Source organism: Chitinophaga sp. LS1, from assembly GCF_034274695.1.
Lineage (GTDB): Bacteria > Bacteroidota > Bacteroidia > Chitinophagales > Chitinophagaceae > Chitinophaga.
In genome coordinates this window covers 2625782-2651086 of the sequence record NZ_CP128362.1, presented here as the reverse complement: position 1 = coordinate 2651086, position 25305 = coordinate 2625782, and the positions used below count along the sequence as shown (strand labels likewise).

Sequence of the window (25305 nt, the reverse complement as noted above, 5' to 3'; positions counted from 1 at the left end):
TGATAGACTTGTTGTTTGATCAATAAAAATTGTGACTATGCGAAAGAAACTGTTGTTATACCCAGCCATCATCGGCGTATTTGGCGGCCTTACCTGGCTCGTGATCCGGCAGGGCAACCTATTGCCCCTGAAGACCGGTGCGGCTAGACTGTTACCTAATGCTCCCGCTGCTGCTCATGGCGCAGCTGCTGGTACAGGTATCGGTGCTACCTTATTACACAATATGCAACAGCCTCTTTCCCTATTATTATTTCAGGTACTCGTCATCGTACTGGTAGCAAGAATATTTGGTTGGCTGGCAAATCGCATTGGTCAACCATCGGTAGTAGGTGAAATTATTGCAGGCGTATGCCTTGGGCCTTCTCTCTTTGGAATGTTGTGGCCTGAAGGAAAAGATTTCCTCTTCCCTCCTGACAGTTTTAAGAACCTCCAGTTTCTGAGTCAGATCGGACTGGCCTTCTTCATGTTTGTAGTAGGGATGGAGCTGGATGTATCTAAAGTAAAAAATAAAGCACATGATGCGGTCATGATCAGTCATGCGAGCATTGTACTGCCTTTCTTTCTTGGTGTATTACTGGCGTATAATCTGTATACACAATTCTCAGTACCGAATGTGAGCTTCCTGTCTTTCGCCCTGTTCATGGGAATCGCCATGAGTATCACGGCATTTCCGGTACTGGCCCGTATCGTACAGGAAAGGAAACTGACAGGTACCCCACTGGGTATACTGGCTATTACCTGTGCAGCAGCGGATGATGTGACAGCATGGTGTATTCTTGCTGTAGTGATTACAGTTGTAAAAGCAGGTTCCATATGGAGTGCCCTCATTACATTGGTAATGGCAATGGCGTTCCTGAGTGTAATGCTGTATGTGATCAAGCCATTCCTCGCGAAGAAAATACCACAGCTGCTGGCAGCTGGCAAAGAAAAAGCAACCGTAGCGGTAGCATTCTGCCTCATGTTGCTGTCTGCATTTATAGCAGAGACGATTGGCATTCATGCTTTGTTTGGTGCATTCCTGGCAGGTGTGATCATTCCTGCAGAAGCATCTGTGCAAAAGCTGCTGACAGATAAACTGGAAGATGTAAGTGTACTCTTGTTATTACCTATCTTCTTTGCATTTACAGGTTTACGTACGCAGATCGGTTTACTGGGACAGGGTCACCTGTGGGCTGCGTTTGGACTGATTATGCTGGTAGCTGTAGGTGGTAAACTGGGTGGCAGTGCATTGACTGCAAAACTGATGGGGCAACCATGGGCTGAGTCACTGGCGATTGGTGCGCTCATGAATACAAGAGGGTTGATGGAACTGGTGGTGTTGAATATTGGGTATGATCTCGGTATCTTATCTCCCGAGGTATTTGCGATGCTCGTATTGATGGCGCTGACGACAACATTTATGACAGGGCCACTGCTGGATCTGGTCAAGAAGATCTCAGCGAATAAGTTGCAGGTAAGCAATGCATAAAGGCTTAAATACAAGCCGAATTGGTTCAGGATTGCTTCGCAATCCTGAACCAATTCGGAACTAAAGAATAAAAAAAGCCGCTCGTTACGAGCGGCTTTTTTATTGTTGCAATATCTTTTGATTGCTGTAATATCTTACTTCTTATGCGTTGTCTTCTTCTTTGCGGCTGCCGGTTTCTTACCACTTGTCGCTTTCTTTGCCGGCGCTTTCTTCTTAGCAGCTGCTGCCTTCTTCTTAGCAACCGGTGCTTTTGCTTTCGCTTTCGCTGCTGCCTTTGCTTCCGGTGTCAGCACTAACTTAGCCGGCGGTGGAAACTTAGACTTATCTACTCCTGTCGCTTTTTCATCCAGCATCAGGGCCAGAGATTCTTTCAGGATCTCTTCTTTTTCTGCCTGGAACTGTTTCATTTTGTCTTTTGGAATGCGCAGGTCATAGCTATTATCTGGTCCTGACATCATTCTTGCGAAATCAGGGTTCAGGTGTTCCAGCTGTGCCTGTTCTACATTCAGTTTCTTAGCGATTGCATCAAGGCGGTATTTGCCGGCAATGTTGAACTCTACAGTATTGTACATTTCTTCTTCTGTCAGTTCAGTTGAAGTGTAGGCTACTGAGGAAGCCGGAACATTGATTGTGCTTATGCCAGGATGATCACTGTTGTCATCGTTCCCCACACCGAAGAAGGTATTGAACCTATCGAGGATGTAACCGGTCGCGATGAATTTGTACACATGGTTCCTGGATTCAGCAGGCAGAAAATACTGCATGCCCCAGAAATCGCTGCGTCCACTTGCTGCCATAGCGCGTTGTACGCCGCCTGGACCGCAGTTGTATGCCGCTACTACCAGTAACCAATCGCCGAACTGGTTGTACAGTTCATTGAGGAACTTAGCCGCTGCTACAGTGGATTTGTAGAAGTCTTTACGTTCGTCTACTTTCTTACCTACGCTCAGTCCGAAGATGCGTGCAGTACCCGACATAAACTGCCAGGCGCCTACAGCCCCTACACGGGAACGGGCGTTGGTGTTAAAACTAGACTCAATAACCGCCAGGTATTTCATTTCTTCAGGAATACCATGCTCTCTAAAGATCTTTTCTACCATCACAAAGTATGGCTGACCTCTGGAAATCATTACCTGCAGATGTTGGCTATACCTGCTGGCAAAGTTATTGATATATCCAGCTACAATGTTGTTGTTGATCTGTTCATAGACCTTTGGATTGCTGATGCTGGACGGCAAGCTCTGTGCGTTTTGACGCACGGCCTGAGAGGTTACTGAAGGAACAACAATTGTGTCCTTGGGTAACCGAACTTTGTGGTTCAATACCGTAGTATCTGGGCCTCCTATGGGAGTAACCACCTTCTTAGGTATGCCGTTGCCACCATTCGCTTCAAAATGCCATGCACCCAAAGTTGGTAACAGCAATAGTAAAAAGATTTTCCTCATACACATATTATATTTTAAACAGGAGTGACCTGCTTTGATTGCATAATTGTCTCTGCAATATTTAACAGGTTCGCTTCGCTAAATTTCTTTGTGATGATCTGTACACCATAAGGCATCCCGTTTGAATGCCGCTGCAAAGGTACGGAAATTGCCGGAACTCCGGCCAGGTTTGCCAGTACCGTATAGATATCTGCCAGGTACATGGCAATAGGGTCATCTGTTTTCTCCCCTATTTTAAAAGCTGTCGACGGCACAGTTGGCATCAAAATCGCATCATAAGTTGACAGGATTTCTGATAATTTGTTGACCACCAGTCTCCTCACCTGCTGCGCTTTCGTAAAGTAAGCGTCGTAATATCCTGCGCTTAGCACGAAAGTGCCCAGTAAGATACGTCGTTTTACTTCTATACCGAAACCTTCCGATCTGCTTTTCTTATAAAAATCTGTTAAATCTAAATTCTGAAGCGGTGTCCTATGTCCATATTTTACCCCATCGAAACGGGAAAGATTGGATGAAGCCTCTGCTGTAGTTAATACATAATAAGCAGGAACTACATAATCAAGATAGGCGAAATCCACCGCTGACACTGAATTCCCTGAGGCATTCAGTTCTTCAAAAAAGCTTTGGTACTCCTCTTTCATTTCGGGGTCCAATCCAGGGTGAAATATCGCGTCCTTTAAATACGCGATTTTCCACGATTTATTGTGTTCCCTCGTCTGATAATCAGGCACTTCTTCTGAAGATACCGTGCTATCATAGTTATCGGGCCCTGCTATTTGTTGTAGTACACCTGCCACATCTGCAACATTCCTGCCAAAGATACCTATCTGATCAAAAGAGGACGCATAAGCGATCAGTCCATAGCGGGAGATCCTGCCATAAGTCGGTTTTAAGCCAACTATTCCACAGAAATCCGCTGGCTGACGTACAGAACCACCGGTATCGCTACCAAGGCTTACCATACACAGATCTGCCTGCACCGCTACCGCCGAACCACCTGATGAACCACCAGGTACACGAGTGATATCCAATGCATTGAGTACTGGTCCATGTGCCGAATTCTCATTAGTAGACCCCATTGCGAACTCATCACAATTGAGATTACCTATCAAAATGGCATCTGCCTCCAGCAATCTTTCGACAGCGGTGGCAGAATACATAGATGTAAACCCTTCCAGCATCTTAGATGCCGCACTTATTTTATGCCCTTTGTAGCAGATCACATCCTTAATCCCGATCACAACGCCCCCCAGCGACCCCAGCTTTTCCCCGTTTTGTAAACGGACATCCAGCTCGGCTGCTTTTTGAAGAGCTTCCTCTTCCCAAACCTCCAGGTATGCATTCAGATGTTTTGTCTTTGCTATACGGTCAAGGTAATATTGCACCGCTTCCGTACAGGTTGTTCTGCCGGCGTATAATGCTTCATGAAAAGCCGATATACTGCTGAATTCAGACAAAGCCAAACCAGTTAATTGCTTGAAAAAATAAAATATCAGGTCAAACTCGTAAGCCGGACACAAAAAGTGTTGCGTCCAGGTTGTGGCGTACTTCAGGTTTTATGACGTGGAAATGCTAGTCTATGACTATCATAGGCGCACGACTTCTCCTTTTGTTTGATATTTTTTAGTCAGTAAAGTACAGGGAAGGAATTAAGCTCCTTTCTGATCTGTAGTTGAAGGTGTTTCCTTCATTCCATCTTCGATCTCCTTACGTACATTGTTCTTGGCATCATTGAACTCACGGATACCTTTACCCAGTCCGCGCATCAGTTCAGGGATTTTCTTACCGCCAAATAACAGTAATACAACCAGGGCGATCAACAACAGTTCGCTCATACCCAGATCCTGGAACAATAACAGTGGTGATTTTACAATAACGGCAGTCATTTTCTCTGTTTTAAAATGTTAAGCTAACAAAGATAGGTAATATAATCCGGGATTCAATTGTACTGCTCGAAGATCAGAGAAACTTTAATTCCATTTTAAGAGTAGGCAGACGGGGTCAACAAGGGAAATTTCCCTGCAGTAGTCAGATTAACATGAGTAGAGGTTGCTGGTACCGGGAAGTGACAAAAAAAAACGGGAACCGGAATGGTCCCCGTTATCACTAATTTCCCTGTATTTATACTAAACCCTTTTTTCTTTAATACGAGCAGCTTTACCAGCACGTTCACGCAGGTAGAACAGTCTTGCTCTTCTTACTTTACCAACTTTGTTCAGTACGATACCATCGATGTTTGGAGAGAACAGAGGGAAAACTCTTTCTACACCAATTCCATCAGAGATCTTTCTTACTGTGAATGATGCAGTAAAACCAGTACCCTGGATCTTGATTACATCACCTTTGAAGGACTGGATTCTTTCCTTGTTACCTTCAACAATTTTATAGTTTACAGTGACATTGTCACCGGCTTTAAACTTAGGGTATTTTTTTGTATTACCTGTCAGTTGCTCGTGAACAAAAGAAATCGCGTTCATCTTTCAAATTTATTTATCGGACTGCAAAGGTAATCGAGAAATCCACAACTTCCAAATAACAGTGCCTTTTATTAAGGAATAATTTTTTAACTAATTGAAAATGAGTTCAATTTTAGCTTAACTTTTTAATGGATGAAGTTGCTGTCAAAATTTGCTTTGCGAATGCAGGTAAAATACAAAGCAGGATAAATGAGTGCAACTCTTTGCTGGTGGCTTTAATAAGGGAAGATTAACCAATAACCTGCTTGTCCTAGTGCTTATCCAGCAAATCAGGCCTGCGATCCTTAGTCCTTTCCAGGGCCATCTCATGCCGCCAGTTATCAATCTTCTTATGATCCCCGCTCATCAGCACTTCCGGTACCTTCCAGCCCCTGAACTCCTCAGGACGGGTATATACCGGTGGCGCCAGCAGGTTATCCTGGAATGAATCCAGCAAGGCAGATTGCTCATCATTCAACACTCCCGGAATCAGTCGACCTATCGCATCTACCAGTACCGCTGCCGCCAACTCGCCGCCGGAGAGTACATAGTCGCCAATAGAAATCTCCTTCGTCACAAAATGCTGTCGGATCCGCTCATCAATCCCTTTATAATGCCCACACAGCATAAGCAGGTTCCCTTTCAGCGACAACTGGTTGGCAATTCCCTGGTTCAGGGTCTCGCCATCCGGTGTAAGATAGATTACCTCATCATAGGTGATCTTCTCCTGCAGGGTCTCAATGGCCCTTACTACCGGCTCCAGCATCATCACCATACCTGCCCCTCCCCCGAACTGATAATCATCTACCTGCTTTTGCTTCTGGGTAGAATAATCCCGGAGATTATGGGTGTGTATTTCCAGCAATCCTTTTGTCTGCGCCCGCTTTAATATCGAGTGCGAAAAGGGGCTTTCCAGCAACCCTGGCTGTACGGTAATAATATCGATCCTCATGTGTTAATAATTCTAATCCAGATAAATATCCAGCAATCCTTCAGGCAGGTCTACATGCACAATCTGTCCTTTCTTATCCACCTTTATCAGCGATTGCTCATTCAGTGGCAACAGCACCTCTTTCTCCTTATACATGATCTTCAGCAATACCTGCATCGGCATTTCGATCACTTCTTCTATCACCCCCAGTTCGCCCAGCTCTTTGTCATGCACAGCATAACCCAGCATGGCCAGCGGAGCAGACGACGCTGCCTGTGCCTTAAAATCTGCCTCACCCAGGTAAACAGGCGTTTGTACCAGCTTACGCGCATCTTCCTTGGTGTCAATGCCTTCCAGCTTCACAAAGGTATGTTCATGGTCCTTCACACTGGCTTTCTGTACGAAATAAGGTATAAAGCTATTCTTACGCTCTTCCAGGAAGATGGCTTCCACCCCTTGCAGGGATGCCCTTTTGCCCAGGCTGTGCTTCAGAATAAACTCACCCTGTAATCCAAATACAGAAACCAGTTTACCTATGCTAAAGTAATTATTCATTATCTGACGACTAATAAGTAAAAAGGGAAATACCCTTGAGTATTTCCCTTTCAGTATTTTATTTGAAAGCCTGATTAAGCTTCGCCACCTTCCTGTGGAGCAGAAGCGTCTTCTACTCTTCTCACAATTGGTGTAGCGATTCTGGCTTTCTTGTGGCTATCGCGACGTGCAGCAACTTTCTGCTCGTGTTCAGCCTGCCATTGTTCGAATTTCTGGAAAGCAGTAGGCTCGTCGAACAGGCCCAGCTTTACACCTCTCAACAGGTGCTTCAGGTAAAGCACACCTTTGAAAGACAGGATTCTTCTAACGGTATCAGTTGGCTGAGCACCTTTCTGTAACCAACGCAGTGCCTTTTCAGTATCAATGTTGATAGAGGCAGGAACTGTCAGTGGATTGTAAGTACCGATCTTCTGAATGAACTTACCGTCTCTTGGCGCGCGAGCATCGGCAACTACGATAAAATAAAAAGGTCTCTTTTTAGCGCCATGACGTTGTAATCTGATCTTGACTGGCATAAATAATTCGAATTATTTTTTTGCGAGTTGTTAAAAAATATTATTCAATTGGGGCAGCAAAAGTAATCTTAAAAAGGATTAGTTCAAAATATTTTCTGTTAAAAATTCCCTTTTGCTGCAAAAAGTTTTGTTTCCAGTTTATCTGGTTTCGCTCCTAAAGCTGGCTTTTTTTCCTGAAAATGGTTTTCATCCCAGTTGGTAAATCCCATTTTCATGAATATTTTACTTGCCCATTGCTCTCAGACCTCTACCTCCCGCACCAAATTTATTCATTTGTTTCATCATCTGGCGCATTTGTTCAAATTGTTTCATAAACTGGTTCACATCCTGGATGTCTTTACCGGCGCCTTTCGCAATACGGCGACGGCGGCTGCCATCAATCAGGTCTGGATTGCTACGCTCTGACGGGGTCATAGAGCCGATAATAGCTTCTATACCTTTGAACGCATCATCACTGATGTCAATATCTTTGATAGCCTTACCGATACCTGGGATCATGCCCATCAGGTCTTTCAGGTTACCCATTTTCTTAATCTGGTTCAGCTGCTCACGGAAATCATCAAAATCGAACTGGTTCTGACGGATCTTCTTTTCCAGCTTCTTCGCCTGCTCTTCGTTGAACTGTGCCTGCGCACGTTCTACCAGGGTAGTGATATCACCCATACCCAGAATACGCTGTGCCATACGCTCAGGGTAAAACACATCGAGGGTATCCAGCTTTTCGCCCATGCTCACGAACTTGATGGGCTTCTCAACTGTGTATTTGATAGTTAATGCAGCACCACCACGGGTATCACCATCCAACTTTGTGAGTACTACCCCACTGAAGTCCAGGCGTTCATTGAAGGCTTTGGCAGTATTTACGGCATCCTGACCTGTCATGGCATCCACGACAAAGAGGATTTCGTTTGGTTTTACAGCAGCCTTTACATTGGCTACCTCCGTCATCATGACTTCATCGACTGCCAGACGACCGGCGGTATCGATGATCACGACAGTATTACCATTCTGCTTAGCCTGTGCGATTGCATTCTGGGCAATTTTCACAGCGTCCTTGTTCTCAGGTTCGCTGTAAACTTCTACACCAATCTGCTCGCCCAGTACTTTCAGCTGATCAATCGCCGCAGGACGGTAGATGTCAGCTGCCACCAGCAGGGGCTTTTTACCTTTTTTAGTTTTGAGAAAGTTAGCAAGTTTACCGGAGAAAGTGGTTTTACCGGAACCCTGCAGACCTGCAATCAGGATAACTGAAGGATTGGATTTGATATCCAGTTCGACTTCGGATCCCCCCATCAGTTCTGCCAACTCGTCTTTCACGATTTTCACCATGAGCTGACCCGGAGAAATGGCAGTAAGTACCTTTTCACCCAGCGCTTTTTCCCTTACCCTGTCGGTAAAGTCTTTCGCGATTTTATAGTTAACGTCAGCATCTACCAGCGCACGGCGGATTTCCTTTACGGTACTGGCAATATTTATTTCACTGATACGGCCTTCACCTTTCAACTGCTTGAAGGCGGAGTCGAGCCGCTCTGATAATGATTCAAACATCAGAAACCTGTTTTTAATTAAGCCGGGAAATAGCTTAAGGGTTGCAAAAATAATAAAAAGGTAGCGAAAAGAAATATCTAATAATCCCCCGCCCGCCTTCGGCAAAAGCAGGATTATCTGGCCAGGTCGCTACTGGTGACGAAGAGAAGGAAGTTTTTTCGCGGCGATCCTGGCCATAACCCATAGGTAAATCGTACCTATCCCGTAGATAACCCGCCTCTTTATAGATGCGGGTTATCTACGGTTTATAAGCGGCTTATGGGCGGGTTATAGGCGGCTTATCTCCCTGAGAGCGCTAAGGAAGTAGCGAAGCAGAACTATATCGGCCTGAAATAAAAAAAGGATAATACCGATTGGTATTATCCTTTTTCAATATGATGAACGTAAATCTTACTTAGTTGCCCAGGTAGTTCCTCAGCAGTTTGCTGCGGCTGGTAGTTCTCAGCTTGGTGATCGCCTTATCTTTGATCTGGCGAACCCTTTCGCGGGTGAGACCGAACTTCTCCCCTATATCTTCCAGAGACATCGGATGTTCTACTGCGATACCAAAGTATAGCATAATTACATCTTTCTGACGATCTGTGAGTGTAGATAAAGAACGTTCTATTTCGCGACGCAGTGAATCGTGGTGATCCAGTTCCTCATCTGCGCTGCTTGCATTTGGATTAGCCAGTACATCCAGCAGGGAATTGTCTTCTCCGTCGATGAAAGGTGCATCCATAGATACGTGACGTGCGGCAACACCTAAAGTGGCTTCAACTTCTTCTGTATTGATTTCGAGAATAGTAGCCAGTTCGTCTGGTGAAGGTTCTCTTTCAAATTCCTGTTCGAGTTGAGAGTATGCTTTGCTGATCTTATTGCTCAGACCTACCTTATTAAGCGGTAAACGAACAATGCGGCTTTGTTCTGCCAATGCCTGCAGGATAGATTGACGAATCCACCATACGGCATAAGAGATAAATTTAAAACCACGTGTTTCATCGAAACGCTGTGCAGCCTTAATAAGACCGAGGTTGCCCTCATTAATCAGATCACTGAGAGATAAACCCTGGTTCTGATATTGCTTGGCAACAGATACCACGAAGCGCAGGTTAGCCTTTGTAAGCTTTTCCAGTGCTCTCTGATCTCCTTGCTTAATGCGGATAGCCAGGTTCACTTCTTCCTCCGGCGTGATTAAGTCTACTTTCCCAATTTCCTGTAAGTATTTCTCCAGTGATTGGGACTCACGGTTAGTGATGGACTTAGTGATTTTGAGTTGGCGCATTGACATAAAGACTCGGAACAGTTACAGGTGAAAAAAACGTTACCTTTTTGATGAATGCCAGACAAAAATAAGTTTTTTTAGATAGTAGCCAAAATAAATTGTTACTTGTTGAATCATTTTTAAGCAAAAACGTTTCACCATTCACAACGTACATATTAGAAGGCTGAAATGCTCATCTGACAGTAAATTGCTGTGAAAGAAGTGCTGCGAAATGCTAATGTATCGTTAATTTTCATAATAGAATTGTTATTTATAAAGTGTAAAAAGATTTGGGCAATTATTAAAAAAAAATGCAAAATAATTTTGACAGAATAAATATTTTTCTATAATTGCAGCCAGATGATATTGATTTACTAATTACTTTGAGCGATGTCTAAGAAAGTGCAATATGAGTTGGAATACCCCGTACGGTGCTCACCCAGTATCTTATATGAATTCCTATCCACACCTGCTGGATTACAGGAGTGGTTTGCGGATAAAGTAGATTACAGGGACAACGTATTTTCCTTCTCCTGGAATGGATCTGTTGAAGAAGCGGAGGTGCTGGAACAGGAAGAAGATGAGTTTATTCGTTTACATTGGAAACATGCGCCCAAAGAAGAATTCTTTGAATTTCGCATTACCATTTCTGAAGTAACTAACGAGACAATCCTTATTGTAAGGGATTTTGCAGAGAAAAAAGAAATAGCTGACCAAAGCCAACTATGGGATTACCAGGTAAAAGACCTGTTCCACCGTATTGGCAATTAACACCAACCGTTTCAAAAGCCGCACAATAACTGTAGTAGTAGTGTATAATCGTCCACTACACCAGGTATTAGTCCTTCCCAGCTCTCTAATGGCCAGGGCTTTGCGATCTTAATAAATGGAAGCCGGTGTATAAGCATTTCAAATTCCGATACCGGCAAATCTGATATAGAAATGAAATTCCCATACTCAAAATCATGATGCCAGGGATCGTCCTCTCTTACATAGATCTGAAACCGGGCAGCAGATAGTGCCTGCCAGCTATCGATGATTGTCTGTGAATACCGCAGTTTCAACTCCCCGCCGAGATGCAGCGTGGCGATAAAGTAATGTCCCCACCAGAACATGGTCCGGAATGCAAAAATATCCTCACGGTTGAAGTAGCGTGGATAATCCAGCATGATATAAGGCAAATCTTTGTAACGTTCTCCCTTGCTCAGTTTACCTCCCCCATCTCCAGGAAACGACATTTCCTGCAGGGGAAGTGCTGCCTGTAAGGCAACATGCAGGTCGCCCAGCAGGCTCATCACCTTTTGCAGAATGTTATTTTTTAGATAAATCCAGTCAGGATTTGATACAAGTGCCTGTTCCTCAACAGTAAGGATTACTTTGTTCATAGCTGCAAAGATAAATTTAACCTTATTTTAAACGCCGATATTCGGGACTATCGGAAATCATGTTAAATTTGCCCATTGTAAATGCCCGCTTTACAGTGATATGCAATTGCAACAACACAGACAGCGGCCATTTTAGCAGGGAAAAGGTTTTATGCCTTTTTCACTGCACAGGCATAAAACCAAAGAATAGTACTAATAAACAGCACCTTAACGTTAGAGCAGGAGTGAAAAAACTGGATAAGCTAATTATAAAGACATTTCTGGGGCCCTTCGTGGCTACCTTCTTTGTCACCTTGTTCGTGCTCATCATGCAATTCCTCTGGAAATACATTGATGACCTGGTGGGAAAGGGACTGGATACACCCGTGATCATCGAACTGATCACTTATACCAGCGCTAACCTGGTATCTCTGGCACTCCCGCTGGCGGTACTCCTGTCTTCTATAATGACCTTCGGTAACCTGGGCGAAAGCTTTGAACTCGTTGCCATCAAATCGTCTGGTATCTCCCTGCTGCGCTTCATGCGCCCCGTACTGTACTGCTGCTCCATCATCGCTGTGCTGGCTTTCCTCTTTAACAACTATGTGATGCCGGTGGCAAACCTCCGCGCCAAATCACTCCTCTACGATATTACGAACTCCAAACCCGCCTTCAATATCAAGGCTGGCGTGTTCTATACAGATATTCCGGACTATACCATCAAAGTAGCCAACAAGGAAAAGGATAACAAAACTATCCACCAGGTCATGATCATCGATCATAGCCCAGGTGGCGGCGACAAACTGATCCTTGCCAAAAAAGGCGAAATGGTACTGTCTAACGACAAACGCTTCTTATACTTTATCCTGGAAAACGGCTGGCGCTATGAAGAACGCGGCAACCGCAACTTCAACCAGCCAGGTGACCTGATCAGACTGGGCTTCAGCCAGTATAAAAAAGCATTTGACCTGAGCTCTTTTGCTTTCAGCCGCCTGGATATGGGCCTCTTCGCCTCTAACCAGCAAATGCTGAATGTAAGACAACTGGATAAAGCCATCGATTCACTGAAGGAACAGGAAAAAGTCTTTACCCGTACAGTGAATGTATATATTACCAGCCGCTATCCGTTCGGACAATGGAAAGATACCGGTTGGCTGGCGACCGCCCCTCCTATCAAAACAAAGAACTTCAGGGACCTGGTGCCTGAAGATGCCCGTCGTTTTGTATTCGAGAGAACAGAACAAAGTGTTCGTGATGGTCAGAGTAACCTGGAAGGCCCTGCCAAGGAATTCCAGGATAAACACAATACCCTGATCCTGCATAAGGTAGAATGGCAGCGTAAATTTACACTGGCCTTCTCCTGTATCGTGATGTTCCTGATCGGAGCACCCCTGGGCTCTATCATCCGTAAGGGTGGCCTGGGTACCCCGCTCATCTTTGCCGTTGCATTCTTTGTGATCTTCAATATATTCTTTATGACGGGCGAGAAAATGGCCCGTAAAGACGTAATGGCTACCTGGAGTGGCATGTGGTTGTCAAACATCGTGTTGATCCCCATCGCCGTGTTCCTGATCGTGAAAGCCATGAACGACTCCAACCTGTTCAATAAAGAATTCTATGTGAGGATCTTCAACAGGATAAAAAAGTTCTTTATAAGAAATACACTCAAACCTACAACCTGAGTAGTTACACTATTTTAGCCTGCGAACTACAGGTATCCAATGCCAGCTGACAAAATGAGCATATAAAAATTGATGTGCCCATAAATGTCATACGGGTACTACGTCAAGACCAATTGCGGGACTAAAAAAGGGAAACTACTCAGCATACCTACAACGTTAAAATTCACGACAATTGAAAACGATTGTTACACTGTTCAGCAAGAACGTATGGTTCTTTGCACCATTCCTGTTATGGGTAGTAACAGGAGCCATCCTACAAATATTCTTCTTCACACATGAAGAATTATTTCTGGCTATCAACAGCTTTCACGCTCCCTGGGCCGACGTTGTCATGTCATGTCTCACCTACGTGGGCGACGGTATCACCTTTGGCATAATGCTGGTGGTGATCCTGGCCATGCGTAAGTTCCGGATGTTCCTCAATGCAGGTTGTATCCTGCTGCTGGTGACCATCCTGGTACAAACTGCCAAACATTACTTCAACGCTCCCAGACCTATTAAATACTTCGAAGATCCAGCCATCATTCATACCGTAAAATGGGTAACCGTTCACGGAGGATGCAGCTTCCCTTCCGGTCATACCACGACTGCCTTCGCCATGTTTTGCTTTCTTTCCCTGATCAGCCGTAATAAGGTGATGGGACTGGTGTTCATCATGCTGGCATTTTGTGCTGCCTGGTCCAGAATTTATCTGGCGCAGCACTTCTTTATCGATGTGTATGTAGGAAGTATTATCGGTACATGCAGCAGTATCCTGCTTTACATGGTATTCGATAAAAGAAAAGGGAATACACCTGCCGAAATTATTCCCGAAGCGGCTATTCGTCTTAGTTGATTTAGTTATTTTTGTTGATTTGTTAATCAGGAAGAATAAAGGAGTCTTAACAGATCAATCTAAATTACGGAATGAAATACCTGCTTATCGCCATTGCGGCTGCTATCCTGTTCGTCCCTTTTCTGGGGCATGTGCACTTGTTTGACTGGGACGAGATCAACTTTGCGGAGGCAGCAAGGGAGATGCTGGTAACACACAACTACTCTCAGGTTCAGATCGACTTTGCTCCTTTCTGGGAAAAGCCGCCATTATTTATCTGGATGCAGGCCATTAGTATGGCCCTGTTTGGTGTCAATGAATTTGCCGCACGTTTTCCTAATGCCATCATTGGTATTGCTACCATCGTTACGCTGTTTGGTATTGGGAAAAAGCTGGTTGATGAAAAGATGGGCTTATGGTGGGCACTGGCATATGCCGGCTCCTGGTTACCACATTTTTATTTCAAGTCAGGGATTATTGATCCGACTTTCAATTATTTCATATTCTTAGCAATTTACTGTGTGTTTCGCGTGCCTTATTCGGCAAAGCCAAACAGGATTGCTATCCTGGGTGGTGTTGCACTGGGATTGGCGGTACTGACGAAAGGGCCGGTGGCTATACTGGTGAGTCTGCTCACTTTCATCGTATACTGGATTGTGAAGAAAGGGAAAACAGGGATTAAGCTGCCACAGCTGGCACTGATCACTTTGTTTACCTTTATTACTACAGCGCTGTGGTTTGGGTATGAACTGCTGACTCATGGCTGGTGGTTTATCAATGAGTTTGTGACTTATCAGATCCGTTTGCTCACTACGCCTGATGCAGGACATGGGGGGAATTTCTTTTATCACTGGATTGTATTGCTGGTGGGTTGTTTCCCTGCGAGTATATTCCTATTCAGTTATTTCAGGGGAAAGAATGATCGGTCTATTTATGGTGGCGCACAGGGTGCAGAGGTGAGAGATTTCAGAACATGGATGTGGGTGTTGTTTTGGGTGGTGTTGATCCTGTTCTCTATTGTGGAGACGAAGATTGTGCATTATTCTTCTTTGTGTTATTTTCCATTGAGCTTTTTGGCAGCGTGGCAGATATATAGAATTGCAGAAGGGAAAGTGGTATTGCGCGCATGGAATATTGTGCTGATGTTGTTGATTGGAATGCTGATAGGCACGGCAATCACTTTATTGCCGATAGTAGGTGTGTATAAGCAACAGCTGATATCTGCAATTGGAGATAAATTTGCGAAGGCTAATTTGCAGGCAGATGTATCGTTTTCATTGTGGGAGAGTGCGTATGGGGCAGTGTATTTGTTGCTGGTGATTGTGAGTGCCGTGTTGTTGTTTAATAAGAAAGTGAAGGTGGGCATGTTGATGTTATTTGTAAGTACGATAGGGGCGATTCAGATTACGGTGGTGCATTTTACACCCAAGATAGAGGCGTTTTCACAGAGAGCGGCGATAGAGTTTTTTGAGTCGTTTCAGGGAAAGGATGATTATGTGCAGGTGTTGAAATATCATAGTTATGCGCATTTGTTTTATACAAAGAAGTTGCCGGCGACAAATAAGAATTATTATAATCAGGAGTGGCTGTTGAAAGGACCGGTGGATAAGCCGACGTATTTTATTTGTAGAATTACTGATAGTGAGCCGTGGAGGAAGGATCCGAATCTGGAAGTGATAGGAGAGAAAAATGGGTTTGTGTTCTTTAAGCGAAAATGAATAAATAAATAAGCAAACAAAAACGCTCTTGCCTACGGCAAGAGCGTTTTTGTTTGCACACAAATTAAAAGGGCTGGCGAAAAGCCAGCCCTTTTAATTTGGTTAATTATTTCACTGCCGCAGCATACAACTTATCCACTTCATTCCAGTTAATCACATTCCAGAAAGCACTGATATAATCAGGACGCACGTTATGATACTTCAGATAATAAGCATGCTCCCATACATCCAGTGCCAGAACCGGCGTACCCGTTTCCTTCACAATCCCTTTCATTAAAGGATTATCCTGATTTGGTGTCGATATCACCTGCAGCTTCTTAGCTGGTGTAACAATGAGCCATGCCCAACCAGAACCAAATACTGTTTTTGCAGCAGTATTGAACGCATCCTGGAATTTCTCCCATGAGCCAAAAGATGCTGTTACAGCGGCTTTCAGCTTGTCGGATGGAGTAGTTTTAGTAGGTGACAGCAATGTCCAGAACAGAGAGTGATTGTAGTGACCACCACCATTGTTACGAATGGCTTTATCATCTGCTTTTATTGTAGCCAGGATTTCATCCAGCGTCAGGCTTTCGTACTTAGTACCTTTTACAGCGTCGTTCAGATTTTTCACATAGGCGCCATGATGCTTATCATGGTGGATTTCCATTGTCGTCTTGTCGATGTTTGGTTCCAGTGCATCAAAAGCATACGGCAAGGCAGGCACAGTAAAAGGAGCTTTTGGGCTATTTCCGTTCGTTTCTTTTTTTCCCTTCAATGAAGCAGCACTCACCATACCGGCAGGGTTGCCCACAGCAGCAGCTACGCTGGCAAGACCGGCTAACTTAATAAATTCTCTTTTATTCATATACCAGGTATTAAAATCATGATGTAGATAATTATTCAATTTACGACGACCTGCTGTATGCCACAAATACTACACCAATTATTAAAAAAATTTAATCAATGACGGCGTTGTGGCAACTACGTATTTCACGGTTTATTCCTAAAATAACGTCTATAAATCACATTCTTTTGAAATTAATTGTTATTTTACCATAGCTTTCATGTGAAACTTTAACAATTTTTTTTATTTGATTATAAAAACTATTTGTCCCGAAACTACATGATGACGAACTAATATATGTAGTACGCTAACTAACCAGGCCTTCAGAGGGCTTCAACCTTATGCCGATACATATCTCTACACTTAGGGGTGGGTGCTGATACAATATTAAATTTATTAATTATACAATTCATATTCCAATTTATACCATTCGTTGTTCATAATTTTTTTATGCCAGGCAAAATGAGACAATTAGAAGAACATATAAAACAACAACAGCCAGAAACAGACAATTTCACACCATCCTTTTATAGGTTGGGAAATGCCGAAGAGTATAAATCCCTTACCAGCTTATTGAGTAATAACCCGCATATCCGCGTTCATGACCACATCGTATCACAGTTGAAGGAACTCATTAAGATCAGCAACCCGACCAAGCGTTTGACACCTGAAGAGTATGAGCAGCATTTAGCCGCTTATGTTGGAACACAGGCGCTGGAAGAAATCGGAGTATGGGTGTATTATCCATGGGCTGACAGAGTAGTGCACATAGTAGATGAAGAAGATTTTATTGCATTGCGCACAAGCCGCAACCAGCATAAGATCACGAAAGAAGAAATTGAAACACTGCGTACAAAGAAGATCGGCATTATCGGTCTCTCAGTAGGTGGCAGTATCGCGCTTACGATTGCTATGGAAAGAGTGTGTGGAGAGTTGAGACTATCGGATTTTGATAAAGTAGAACTGACCAATATGAACCGTATCCGTACGGGCATACACAATATACAAATATCCAAGGCTGTAGTAGCAGCCAGGGAAATAGCAGAACTGGATCCTTTCATCAAAGTAAAATGTTACCTGGATGGCGCAACAGAGCAGAACCTGGATGACTTTTTTACTGCTGATGGTAATCTGGATGTACTGATAGAAGAATGTGATGGAATCGATATAAAAATTCTGAGCCGGGTAAAGGCAAAAGCTTTGCAAATCCCGGTAATAATGGACACCAATGACAGAGGGATGGTGGATGTAGAACGTTTTGACCTTGAGCCTGACAGGCCCCTGCTGCATGGTTTTATCCCTGCCGATCTGGACCTGGAACGCTTAAAAGGGCTGACTGACGCAGAAAAATTACCCATCTTCCGTCCCATGGTTGCCCTGGATGATATGTCTGCCAGGATGAAATACTCCCTGAGCGAAATTGGTAAAACTATCACCACCTGGCCACAGCTGGCCTCCTCCGTTGTATTGGGAGGTGCTGCTGTTACAGACACCTGCAGGCGCATATTGCTGAATCAATACAAAAGCTCTGGCAGGTATTATGTAGACTTCGAGCAGATATTTGTTTAAATCAAGCTGGTTAGAACATAACTGCATTGCATTCTTTGCAAACGAATGCAATGCAGCTATGTTCCCTCCATCCCTAGTACCAATGCTATTATTAAAGAGTACCCACATGCAAAATCATGATTACAGTAAGGGCATTTAGAGCACCAGACGATCCTGAAGCCTGCCTGAGGTTTTACAACGGCCACCTCCGGTTGTTGGAGATCTATTTTGGGATTGCTAAAATCACGTCCGGTAATGCGGACTGGATGCAACATGAAAATAGTATTGTAATTATTGTTGAAGATGAATCCCGCACCAAAACCTACGGTGGCGCCAGAGTACAGCTGGCTGACGGTGTCATTCCCCTGCCTATAGAAACTGCGATCGGCAAGTACGACAACAAGATCTATGACATGGTGAAACCCGGTAGTGCGGAGATCTGTGCAATGTGGAACTCCAAGGAAGTAGCCGGTATGGGCATCGGTAGCCAGGTACTGGCCAGGGCAGGCGTAGTACTCGCTGCACAGCTGCCAATAGATAATTTTCACGTATTATGTGCACCCATCACCACACGTATCGGAAAGAGAGTAGGATTTATGATCGACGAATCCCTCGGCGATAAAGGCACCTTTTTCTATCCTAAAGACGACTTCGTAGCCACTGCCATGGTGATCAACGACGTCAATACCCTGGAATATGCAGATCCAAAGGAGCGGGAACTTATCTATGATCTGCGCGAACATCTTGTTCAAACCAAAACAGAAGTTGGCCCCAAAGGCTCTTACGAAGTCAGTTATCACCTGGAAATTCCCGACTATCAATATACCAAAGTGCAGAGTGAAAGGTGAATTTTTTCTAAATTTATCGCATGTTCCGGATCATTACCTTATGGTTATTCGCCCTATTATGCTATCTGCATACGCAGGCAGCAGCTCCCTTTGTATATGAGGAAGGCATGCCCCTCACCCGCATAGGCAAATACCTTGAATTATTTACTGACAAGTCAAACAAGCTCGGGATCGGAGATGTGCAACACATTTCCTTTGTCTCACCAGGAGAGAATGTACCTAACCTGCAAATCACACCCTATACCCATTGGGCACGGTTCCATATCGAAAACCCCGGCGCCGCCCGCAAACTGCTGCTGGAAGTAGAATATCCCACCATCGACGATATTACCCTCTTTGAACAAATGCCTGATGGCAGTTACAAAGAAACCAGACTAGGGGAATTCACCCAGTTTCACAACAGAATTTTCGATCATCAGAACTATATATTCCCCCTCGTATTCCAGGCACACAGTACCCATTTGTACTACCTGCGCATCAAGGCGGGAGAACAGTTACAACTGCCTATCTACATTGGTACCAAAGAGCAGATTACGACCAAAAACAGCTCCCGGGGACTTATCTTCGGGTTGTATGTCGGGGTCATCCTCGCTATGTCGTTTTATAACCTCTTTATCTTCCTTTCTACCAAGGATAACAGTTACCTGATCTATGTAGCCTACAATATCTTCGTAGGCCTCACACAAGCTACCCTGCAGGGGTTTGCCTTCCGCTTTCTATGGCCTTCGTGGCCCTGGATGGAAATACATGCCACCGTACTGGTACCCATCTTCAATGGACTAACGGCATTGATGTTCGTACAGCAGTTCCTGCAAACGAAGCAACATTACAGGCGTGGACACAACCTGATCAACTACCTCATTTATGCATACCTGGTATGTTTCATTCCTGCCCTGCTGGATTGGTATACCATTGCGCAGGTGTGGGTACAGCTGGTAGTTTCTGCCGCTGCCGTCATCGTATTTATCGTACCACTCAGGATGAGCCGGATGGGCTATAGCTCCGCCCGTTTCTTTTTGCTGGCATGGTCTGTGTTCCTCGTCAGTGTGATCATATTCGTACTACGCAATATGAACGTGCTGCCATATAATGACTTTACCTATTATGCACTGCAGATCGGCTCAGGAATGGAAGCCCTGCTCCTCTCCTTCGCACTGGCACACAAGATCAATGTATTCAGAGCCGAAGCCCTGCAAGCCTCACAGGAGAATGAGCGCCTTGTAAGAGAGCAGAATATTATACTGGAAGACAAAGTGCATAAACGTACGGAAGAGTTACAGGCCAGCAATGAAGAGCTGAATGTAGCCCTCAAAAACCTGAAAGACGCACAGACACAACTAGTGGAAAGAGAGAAAATGGCATCTCTGGGTCAGCTTACTGCTGGTATTGCACACGAAATCAATAACCCGATCAACTTTGTCACTTCCAATATCAAGCCGCTCAAAATGGATATAGCAGATATTAAAACGCTGCTTAATAAGTACGATGATCTCGCCACCGCCACCGATGTAAAAATGGAACTGCGGGAGATCGCGGCTTACAAACAAGAGATAGACATTGACTATATTCACGAAGAAATAGCCTCACTGATAAAAGGTATTGAAGATGGTGCCACACGTACGGCTGAGATTGTCAAAGGATTACGTACCTTCAGCCGCCTTGACGAAAGTGATGTGAAATCGGTAGACCTGCACGAAGGGCTGGATAGCACGCTGGTACTCCTGAAGAACAGCATTCCGCCAAATGTAACGGTCACGAAGCACTACGGTACACTACCTAAGATTGAATGCTATGCCGGTAAAATGAACCAGGTATTCATGAACATACTGACCAATGCCTTCAATGCGATTAATACCCATTCAAACGGCAGGGAAGAAAGTGTGATCATCACTACCTGGCAGGAAGATGAAATGGCCGTGATCAGTATCAAAGACACTGGTCCGGGTATGACAGAAAAAGTAAAAGAAAAGATCTTCGACCCATTCTTTACTACCAAAGACGTAGGCGAAGGTACAGGCCTGGGCCTTTCTATCGTATTCAGTATCATAGAAAAACATCAGGGACGGATATTCGTTAATACTGCACCCGGGGAAGGTGCAGAATTTATTATATATTTACCATTGAAGATAAACACTATGACCTAGTGTCTTGCTCCGATGGTACCCCCCCAGACAGGAATAGAGCCCTGCAATTAAATCATTATCGTTTTTTGTATAAAACATTAGTGGATGAAAGAAAACCGTATCAGGATTCTCTACATTGACGACGAAGTACACAACCTAAATGCTTTTAAAGCCAGCTTCCGCCGCAGTTATGAAATTTACACAGCAAACTCCGCCCAGGAAGGCAAGCAGTTACTAAAGAGCATCGATGTACACATTATCATCGCTGACCAGAAGATGCCCGTATCTACCGGTGTTGAATTCTTTAATGAGATTAAAGATACCTTGCCTGATCCCATGCGTATCCTGCTCACCGGCTATACCGATGTAGAAGACATTATCGATGCCATCAACAAGGGGCATATCTTCTCCTATATCAAGAAACCATGGGATGAGCACGAGCTGCACAGAACCATTCAGAATGCCTACGAAATATATGCAACCCGCAAACAACTGAAAGAAAAGATCATCGAACTGGAAAAGATCAATGATGAGCTGAACCGCTTTATCTACTCTACTTCGCATGACCTTCGCTCTCCGCTCATGTCTGTACTGGGTATCATTAACCTGAGCAGACTGGATAACTCTGTTACTGACCCTAACGGCTATCTGAATATGATCGAAGTATGTATTCAGAAACTGGATGGCTTTATTCAAAAGATTATTGAATACTATCGCAATTCAAGATTGGATGTGGAGTATGAGAAAATTACTTTTGACCATCTGCTGAATGAATGTATCACACAATTCAAACATCAGAATACAGCGATAGAGTTCCAGGTCAATGTAGACCAGCCGGTTGAATTTAAGGGAGATACTTTCCGAATTAGTGTAATTTTAAACAACCTTATATCAAATGCTGTTAAATATCAGAAACCGGATGAGGTGCATCCAAAAGTGAACCTGGCAGTAAAAGTAGAGCCCCACAAGGCAACGCTGGTAATATCGGACAATGGTATTGGTATATTAAGTGAACACCTGAACAACATCTTCAAAATGTTCTTCAGATCTAAGAATAACAACAAGCCGGGCAGCGGCATTGGCCTTTATATAGTGAAAGAAGCCCTGAACAAGATTGGCGGTACGATCAATGTAGAATCCAAGTATGGAGAAGGTACACAATTTGAAATAAGCATTCCGAACAGAAATGATTTCGATTCCTGATTTACGTGTGATTTTGATAGATGACAATGAAGTGGACCTTCTATTGCATGAAAAGTTGATTGCCATACAGCAGATCAGCCGGACTATACTTGCTTTTAATAATGCCAATAAAGCGCTTGAGTTTCTATCGTCCAATATAACATTACCTCGTATTCCTCCTACCATAATATTGTTGGATATACAAATGCCGGAGATGGATGGGTTTGATTTCCTGGAGGCTTTTGATAGTTATCCTGCTAAGATCAAATCGCAGTGCCATGTGATCATGGTATCCTCTTCGCTTGATTATAGTGATATCAGCCGCACGTATGCCAATCCCATGGTGGTGAAGTTGCTAAAAAAGCCTTTGCTGGCGAAGGAGCTGACAACTGCGGTGGCCGATATTTTCAGAGACTTTTCCTGAGCACAACTTTACTTATCCATTATTAACTTTCTATGGGCACGCCCCCAGTTGCCGAGTTCTGAAATCACGGCAAACAGTGATTCTCCGTGGGGCGTGATCCTGTATTCTACTACAGGAGGGAAAGCATCATATTCGGTGCGTGAAATAATCTTGTTAGCTTCCAGGCTTTTTAGCTCTTTGGAAAGGGTTCTGTCTGTAATGGGAGCCAGCTCTTTGGCGAGCTGGTTGAAACGACGGGGACCAAAGCCCAAATGAATCAGGAGCTGGAGCTTCCACCTGCCACCGAGTACATCAAGGGCATCTTTGACAGGAATGATGTGTTTTCTGCATGTTTCTTTGGTTCGTACGCTCATGGTACAAAAATACGACATATTACTATCCTGTAGGATAGTGCTATCCGGGAATATAGTATCGCCAGCCGCGAGGAGATTGTAGATACTTTTGGGTTAAAATTTAAAAATAAGCATCATGAGAATATTGCATTTGATCACCAGCCCAAGAAAGTCTCAGTCGTATAGCGCACAATTAGGAAATGCCATTGTTGAAAAGCTGACTGCTGCTCATCCCGGTAGCACTGTAGTAATTCGCGACCTGGCCGCAGCACCGTTTCCGCACCTGGAAGAAGCGCATATTCAATCCTTTTTTACCCCTGAAGAAAATAGATCTGCTGAGCAGGTGAGTGCGATTGCACATTCTGACGAAGCAATTGCTGAATTGCTGGCAGCAGATGTAGTGGTAATCGGCGCACCGATGTATAACTTCAGTATTACTTCCAATCTGAAGTCATGGATTGATCATATTGCCAGAAGAGGAAAGACATTTAGCTATGGAGCAAATGGACCGGAAGGATTGGTGAAAGGCAAGAAAGTATATCTGGCTATTTCTACAGGAGGCGTCTATTCTGAAGGAATGATGAAGGTGTATGATTATACAGAAAATTACCTGAGAGCGGTGTTAGGGTTTATGGGCATGACGGATGTGACCGTGGTAAGAGCAGAAGGTTTGAGTGTACCAGGTGTACAGGATACTGCGATGGAAAAAGCATACGAAGCGATTACTGTGTAATTCACCCTGCAATATATTTTTCGAAACCGCACTCCTTTTCCGGGTGCGGTTTTGTTTTTTTTATTCAAAATACGAAATACGGTAAATAAGCCATTGTCTATATTTATTTTAAACAATTGATTTAAAGCATGTTAACCCTCGGCATACAGATTGCCCCCTGTAAAAACATCATAACATGAAACCATCTCCAGGTCCGGTGAACCTGATAGACCTGCATCATTACAGTAACATGCCATTTGGTGAGCACTTCGTATTGCAGGCAGATGCTGTATTTAACTGGCGCTACTCCTTATGGCATCTTCGTAAATACACATGTCGCATTTAAATTTTAATAAACATGAAACGCACAATAGTTGTAACCACATTATTACTCGCACACATTTTTGTACATGCACAGCAAACTAATACTGCTGTAGGCACCTCCAAAGCCTGGGGCAAAGTAGATGGCGTCACCATCGAAGGGCTTGTACAAGGACCTTCTGCAGCTGTAGCAGACCTGCAGATAGCCTGTGTATTTGAATATACCGAAGGCGATATTTTCAACGCCCCTCCTGCCCTGCCAGCAGCACTCAATGGCATGGTATATCTGGATGAAGCCACCAATGGCCTTATCACTGAAATCCGTAAGTCCGGCCAGTTTGCAGGTCATGCATTGGAAACAATTCTCATCACACCACCAGCGGGCAAGATCAAGGCAAAGAAACTGTTGCTCATCGGTCTCGGCGATCGTAATCAATTCACACCCGGGCTGATGACGAAAGTAGGTAGTGTCGCTATGCGTGAAGCACTGTCACTGAATGTAGCTTCTCTGTCATTTGCAAGTGATCTGAAAGATGCGGGTATCGACTCTCCGACAGCACTGGTAGCAGAGAATGTGACCAAAGGTATGCTGCAGGCTTATAAAGTAGCTGAATACCTTAAAAGTAAACACTATGCAGCTTTCAAACCACTGAGCAAAGTGATACTGCTGGCAGGGCCTTCATTCTTCACAGTAGCAGGACAAGGCATTGAGACAGCTATTCAATCATTCCAGTAATTATGAAAGCTGATCTCAATTTTATGCACTCCGCATTGTGGCGGCGGTGATGATAGGTGGCTGGCTGGCCAGGGTACTAGTCAGAAAGTACCGGATCATGCTGGTGGAAAGCGTGCTGCTGATGATGACTGGGGTGCTGGCGATGTTCCTGCCCCTGATGAGTTCCTTTATGTTATATTTGCTGGTATTCATGGTAGTGGTGGCAATGGGACTGCAGAATGCCTTTGGTAAACTCTTTGCCAAAGAGACGCATGGTCCGACCACGATGATGACGGACAATGTAACACAGGCTGCACTTGATCTGGGCAATCTGGTACGTACTGGTTTTAAAGAGCCGGCAGCCATGCAGCGTTTGCGAAATGTCTCCATATTAATCGGAGGCTTTTTGCTGGGATGCCTGATGGGCGCCATTATGGCCAGATACCTGGGATTGACGTCCATCATTGGACCAGGTGTAGCCATCTGTATCTGTTATCTGATGAGGGAAGCACTGCCACGCAAACAGCTGGTATAA

General features: G+C 44.2%; 25 protein-coding genes and 1 pseudogene. 14 read left to right on the top strand and 12 right to left on the bottom strand.

The window, feature by feature from the left end:
• Positions 1–37: 37 nt before the first annotated feature.
• Positions 38–1468, top strand: coding sequence for a cation:proton antiporter (locus QQL36_RS11035; RefSeq protein ID WP_321569740.1), 1431 nt, complete (start codon positions 38–40; stop codon positions 1466–1468).
• Positions 1469–1602: 134 nt separating this feature from the next.
• Here the strand turns inward: QQL36_RS11035 and QQL36_RS11030 are convergent, their stop codons facing one another.
• From QQL36_RS11030 to QQL36_RS10990, 9 genes and pseudogenes are all read right to left on the bottom strand, one after another.
• Positions 1603–2913 carry a lytic transglycosylase domain-containing protein gene (locus QQL36_RS11030; RefSeq protein WP_321569739.1) on the bottom strand — a complete coding sequence of 437 codons (1311 nt, stop codon included), beginning with the start codon at positions 2911–2913 and terminating at the stop codon, positions 1603–1605.
• A gap of 14 nt (positions 2914–2927) precedes the next feature.
• The gene (gene gatA, locus QQL36_RS11025) at positions 2928–4370 is read right to left on the bottom strand and encodes an Asp-tRNA(Asn)/Glu-tRNA(Gln) amidotransferase subunit GatA (protein ID WP_083730153.1); all 1443 of its coding nucleotides are present in this window, start codon (positions 4368–4370) and stop codon (positions 2928–2930) included.
• A gap of 192 nt (positions 4371–4562) precedes the next feature.
• Positions 4563–4799 (bottom strand): twin-arginine translocase TatA/TatE family subunit, encoded by a 237-nt coding sequence (locus tag QQL36_RS11020; RefSeq protein WP_072365366.1) that lies wholly within the window; start codon positions 4797–4799, stop codon positions 4563–4565.
• 240 nt (positions 4800–5039) lie between these two features.
• Positions 5040–5390 carry a 50S ribosomal protein L19 gene (gene rplS, locus QQL36_RS11015; RefSeq protein ID WP_083730152.1) on the bottom strand — a complete coding sequence of 117 codons (351 nt, stop codon included), beginning with the start codon at positions 5388–5390 and terminating at the stop codon, positions 5040–5042.
• 250 nt (positions 5391–5640) lie between these two features.
• The gene (gene trmD, locus QQL36_RS11010; RefSeq protein ID WP_083730151.1) at positions 5641–6321 is read right to left on the bottom strand and encodes a tRNA (guanosine(37)-N1)-methyltransferase TrmD; all 681 of its coding nucleotides are present in this window, start codon (positions 6319–6321) and stop codon (positions 5641–5643) included.
• Between the two features lie 12 nt (positions 6322–6333).
• A complete protein-coding gene (rimM, locus tag QQL36_RS11005; RefSeq protein ID WP_083730150.1) occupies positions 6334–6855 on the bottom strand; it encodes a ribosome maturation factor RimM in 522 nt (173 codons plus the stop codon).
• A gap of 263 nt (positions 6856–7118) precedes the next feature.
• Positions 7119–7370, bottom strand: a pseudogene (gene rpsP, locus QQL36_RS11000) (30S ribosomal protein S16); the annotation flags it as partial.
• Between the two features lie 222 nt (positions 7371–7592).
• Complete coding sequence (ffh, locus tag QQL36_RS10995; RefSeq protein WP_083730148.1) at positions 7593–8918, bottom strand: signal recognition particle protein; 1326 nt, start codon at positions 8916–8918, stop codon at positions 7593–7595.
• 394 nt (positions 8919–9312) lie between these two features.
• Positions 9313–10182, bottom strand: a complete 870-nt coding sequence (locus QQL36_RS10990; RefSeq protein ID WP_072365353.1) for an RNA polymerase sigma factor RpoD/SigA — start codon at positions 10180–10182, stop codon at positions 9313–9315.
• Between the two features lie 369 nt (positions 10183–10551).
• On the opposite strand from QQL36_RS10990, the gene QQL36_RS10985 reads away from it, so the two are divergent.
• Positions 10552–10932, top strand: coding sequence for an START-like domain-containing protein (locus QQL36_RS10985; protein ID WP_083730147.1), 381 nt, complete (start codon positions 10552–10554; stop codon positions 10930–10932).
• Positions 10933–10943: 11 nt separating this feature from the next.
• Here QQL36_RS10985 and QQL36_RS10980 read toward each other — a convergent pair whose 3' ends face one another.
• Positions 10944–11546 (bottom strand): hypothetical protein, encoded by a 603-nt coding sequence (locus QQL36_RS10980; protein ID WP_083730146.1) that lies wholly within the window; start codon positions 11544–11546, stop codon positions 10944–10946.
• Between the two features lie 224 nt (positions 11547–11770).
• Here QQL36_RS10980 and QQL36_RS10975 point away from each other — a divergent pair, with 224 nt between their 5' ends.
• The 3 genes from QQL36_RS10975 (at position 11771) to QQL36_RS10965 (ending at position 15739) form a co-directional block, all read left to right on the top strand.
• Positions 11771–13207, top strand: a complete 1437-nt coding sequence (locus QQL36_RS10975; RefSeq protein WP_083730157.1) for an LptF/LptG family permease — start codon at positions 11771–11773, stop codon at positions 13205–13207.
• 172 nt (positions 13208–13379) lie between these two features.
• Positions 13380–14042: a phosphatase PAP2 family protein gene (locus tag QQL36_RS10970; protein ID WP_083730145.1), complete on the top strand. Its 663-nt coding sequence runs from the start codon at positions 13380–13382 to the stop codon at positions 14040–14042.
• A 71-nt stretch (positions 14043–14113) separates the two neighbouring features.
• Positions 14114–15739 (top strand): glycosyltransferase family 39 protein, encoded by a 1626-nt coding sequence (locus QQL36_RS10965; protein ID WP_321569738.1) that lies wholly within the window; start codon positions 14114–14116, stop codon positions 15737–15739.
• Between the two features lie 106 nt (positions 15740–15845).
• On the opposite strand, the gene QQL36_RS10960 is transcribed toward QQL36_RS10965, so the two are convergent.
• Positions 15846–16586 (bottom strand): superoxide dismutase, encoded by a 741-nt coding sequence (locus QQL36_RS10960; protein WP_083724224.1) that lies wholly within the window; start codon positions 16584–16586, stop codon positions 15846–15848.
• 441 nt (positions 16587–17027) lie between these two features.
• Between QQL36_RS10960 and QQL36_RS10955 the strand changes: the two genes are divergently transcribed.
• From QQL36_RS10955 to QQL36_RS10935, 5 genes are all read left to right on the top strand, one after another.
• A complete protein-coding gene (locus tag QQL36_RS10955) occupies positions 17028–18134 on the top strand; it encodes a ThiF family adenylyltransferase (protein ID WP_321569737.1) in 1107 nt (368 codons plus the stop codon).
• Positions 18135–18250: 116 nt separating this feature from the next.
• Positions 18251–18961, top strand: a complete 711-nt coding sequence (locus QQL36_RS10950; RefSeq protein WP_083724210.1) for a hypothetical protein — start codon at positions 18251–18253, stop codon at positions 18959–18961.
• Between the two features lie 20 nt (positions 18962–18981).
• The gene (locus tag QQL36_RS10945) at positions 18982–21105 is read left to right on the top strand and encodes a 7TM diverse intracellular signaling domain-containing protein (RefSeq protein WP_321569736.1); all 2124 of its coding nucleotides are present in this window, start codon (positions 18982–18984) and stop codon (positions 21103–21105) included.
• 84 nt (positions 21106–21189) lie between these two features.
• Positions 21190–22287, top strand: coding sequence for a sensor histidine kinase (locus QQL36_RS10940; RefSeq protein WP_083724206.1), 1098 nt, complete (start codon positions 21190–21192; stop codon positions 22285–22287).
• Positions 22271–22690: a two-component system response regulator gene (locus QQL36_RS10935; protein WP_321569735.1), complete on the top strand. Its 420-nt coding sequence runs from the start codon at positions 22271–22273 to the stop codon at positions 22688–22690. The genes QQL36_RS10940 and QQL36_RS10935 overlap by 17 nt, the downstream gene beginning before the upstream one ends.
• An 8-nt stretch (positions 22691–22698) precedes the next feature.
• Here QQL36_RS10935 and QQL36_RS10930 read toward each other — a convergent pair whose 3' ends face one another.
• Positions 22699–23043, bottom strand: coding sequence for a winged helix-turn-helix transcriptional regulator (locus QQL36_RS10930; protein WP_083724202.1), 345 nt, complete (start codon positions 23041–23043; stop codon positions 22699–22701).
• A gap of 115 nt (positions 23044–23158) precedes the next feature.
• On the opposite strand from QQL36_RS10930, the gene QQL36_RS10925 reads away from it, so the two are divergent.
• From QQL36_RS10925 to QQL36_RS10910, 4 genes are all read left to right on the top strand, one after another.
• Positions 23159–23755 (top strand): FMN-dependent NADH-azoreductase, encoded by a 597-nt coding sequence (locus QQL36_RS10925; RefSeq protein ID WP_235643764.1) that lies wholly within the window; start codon positions 23159–23161, stop codon positions 23753–23755.
• 175 nt (positions 23756–23930) lie between these two features.
• The gene (locus QQL36_RS10920) at positions 23931–24080 is read left to right on the top strand and encodes a hypothetical protein (RefSeq protein ID WP_321569734.1); all 150 of its coding nucleotides are present in this window, start codon (positions 23931–23933) and stop codon (positions 24078–24080) included.
• 12 nt (positions 24081–24092) lie between these two features.
• Positions 24093–24791 (top strand): M17 family peptidase N-terminal domain-containing protein, encoded by a 699-nt coding sequence (locus QQL36_RS10915; RefSeq protein WP_321569733.1) that lies wholly within the window; start codon positions 24093–24095, stop codon positions 24789–24791.
• A 37-nt stretch (positions 24792–24828) separates the two neighbouring features.
• On the top strand, positions 24829–25305 hold the full coding sequence (locus QQL36_RS10910; protein ID WP_321569732.1) for a YoaK family protein: 477 nt from the start codon (positions 24829–24831) through the stop codon (positions 25303–25305).

Bases quoted from the DNA above. Each gene is read 5' to 3' on its own strand.
- QQL36_RS11035 (WP_321569740.1), top strand. From the start codon at position 38: ATGCGAAAGAAACTGTTGTTATACCCAGCCATCATCGGCGTATTTGGC.
- QQL36_RS11030 (WP_321569739.1), bottom strand. From the start codon at position 2,913: ATGAGGAAAATCTTTTTACTATTGCTGTTACCAACTTTGGGTGCATGG.
- QQL36_RS11020 (WP_072365366.1), bottom strand. From the start codon at position 4,799: ATGACTGCCGTTATTGTAAAATCACCACTGTTATTGTTCCAGGATCTG.
- rplS (WP_083730152.1), bottom strand. From the start codon at position 5,390: ATGAACGCGATTTCTTTTGTTCACGAGCAACTGACAGGTAATACAAAA.
- trmD (WP_083730151.1), bottom strand. From the start codon at position 6,321: ATGAGGATCGATATTATTACCGTACAGCCAGGGTTGCTGGAAAGCCCC.
- rimM (WP_083730150.1), bottom strand. From the start codon at position 6,855: ATGAATAATTACTTTAGCATAGGTAAACTGGTTTCTGTATTTGGATTA.
- ffh (WP_083730148.1), bottom strand. From the start codon at position 8,918: ATGTTTGAATCATTATCAGAGCGGCTCGACTCCGCCTTCAAGCAGTTG.
- QQL36_RS10990 (WP_072365353.1), bottom strand. From the start codon at position 10,182: ATGCGCCAACTCAAAATCACTAAGTCCATCACTAACCGTGAGTCCCAA.
- QQL36_RS10985 (WP_083730147.1), top strand. From the start codon at position 10,552: ATGTCTAAGAAAGTGCAATATGAGTTGGAATACCCCGTACGGTGCTCA.
- QQL36_RS10980 (WP_083730146.1), bottom strand. From the start codon at position 11,546: ATGAACAAAGTAATCCTTACTGTTGAGGAACAGGCACTTGTATCAAAT.
- QQL36_RS10965 (WP_321569738.1), top strand. From the start codon at position 14,114: ATGAAATACCTGCTTATCGCCATTGCGGCTGCTATCCTGTTCGTCCCT.
- QQL36_RS10960 (WP_083724224.1), bottom strand. From the start codon at position 16,586: ATGAATAAAAGAGAATTTATTAAGTTAGCCGGTCTTGCCAGCGTAGCT.
- QQL36_RS10955 (WP_321569737.1), top strand. From the start codon at position 17,028: ATGAGACAATTAGAAGAACATATAAAACAACAACAGCCAGAAACAGAC.
- QQL36_RS10950 (WP_083724210.1), top strand. From the start codon at position 18,251: ATGATTACAGTAAGGGCATTTAGAGCACCAGACGATCCTGAAGCCTGC.
- QQL36_RS10945 (WP_321569736.1), top strand. From the start codon at position 18,982: ATGTTCCGGATCATTACCTTATGGTTATTCGCCCTATTATGCTATCTG.
- QQL36_RS10940 (WP_083724206.1), top strand. From the start codon at position 21,190: ATGAAAGAAAACCGTATCAGGATTCTCTACATTGACGACGAAGTACAC.
- QQL36_RS10935 (WP_321569735.1), top strand. From the start codon at position 22,271: ATGATTTCGATTCCTGATTTACGTGTGATTTTGATAGATGACAATGAA.
- QQL36_RS10930 (WP_083724202.1), bottom strand. From the start codon at position 23,043: ATGAGCGTACGAACCAAAGAAACATGCAGAAAACACATCATTCCTGTC.
- QQL36_RS10925 (WP_235643764.1), top strand. From the start codon at position 23,159: ATGAGAATATTGCATTTGATCACCAGCCCAAGAAAGTCTCAGTCGTAT.
- QQL36_RS10920 (WP_321569734.1), top strand. From the start codon at position 23,931: ATGAAACCATCTCCAGGTCCGGTGAACCTGATAGACCTGCATCATTAC.
- QQL36_RS10915 (WP_321569733.1), top strand. From the start codon at position 24,093: ATGAAACGCACAATAGTTGTAACCACATTATTACTCGCACACATTTTT.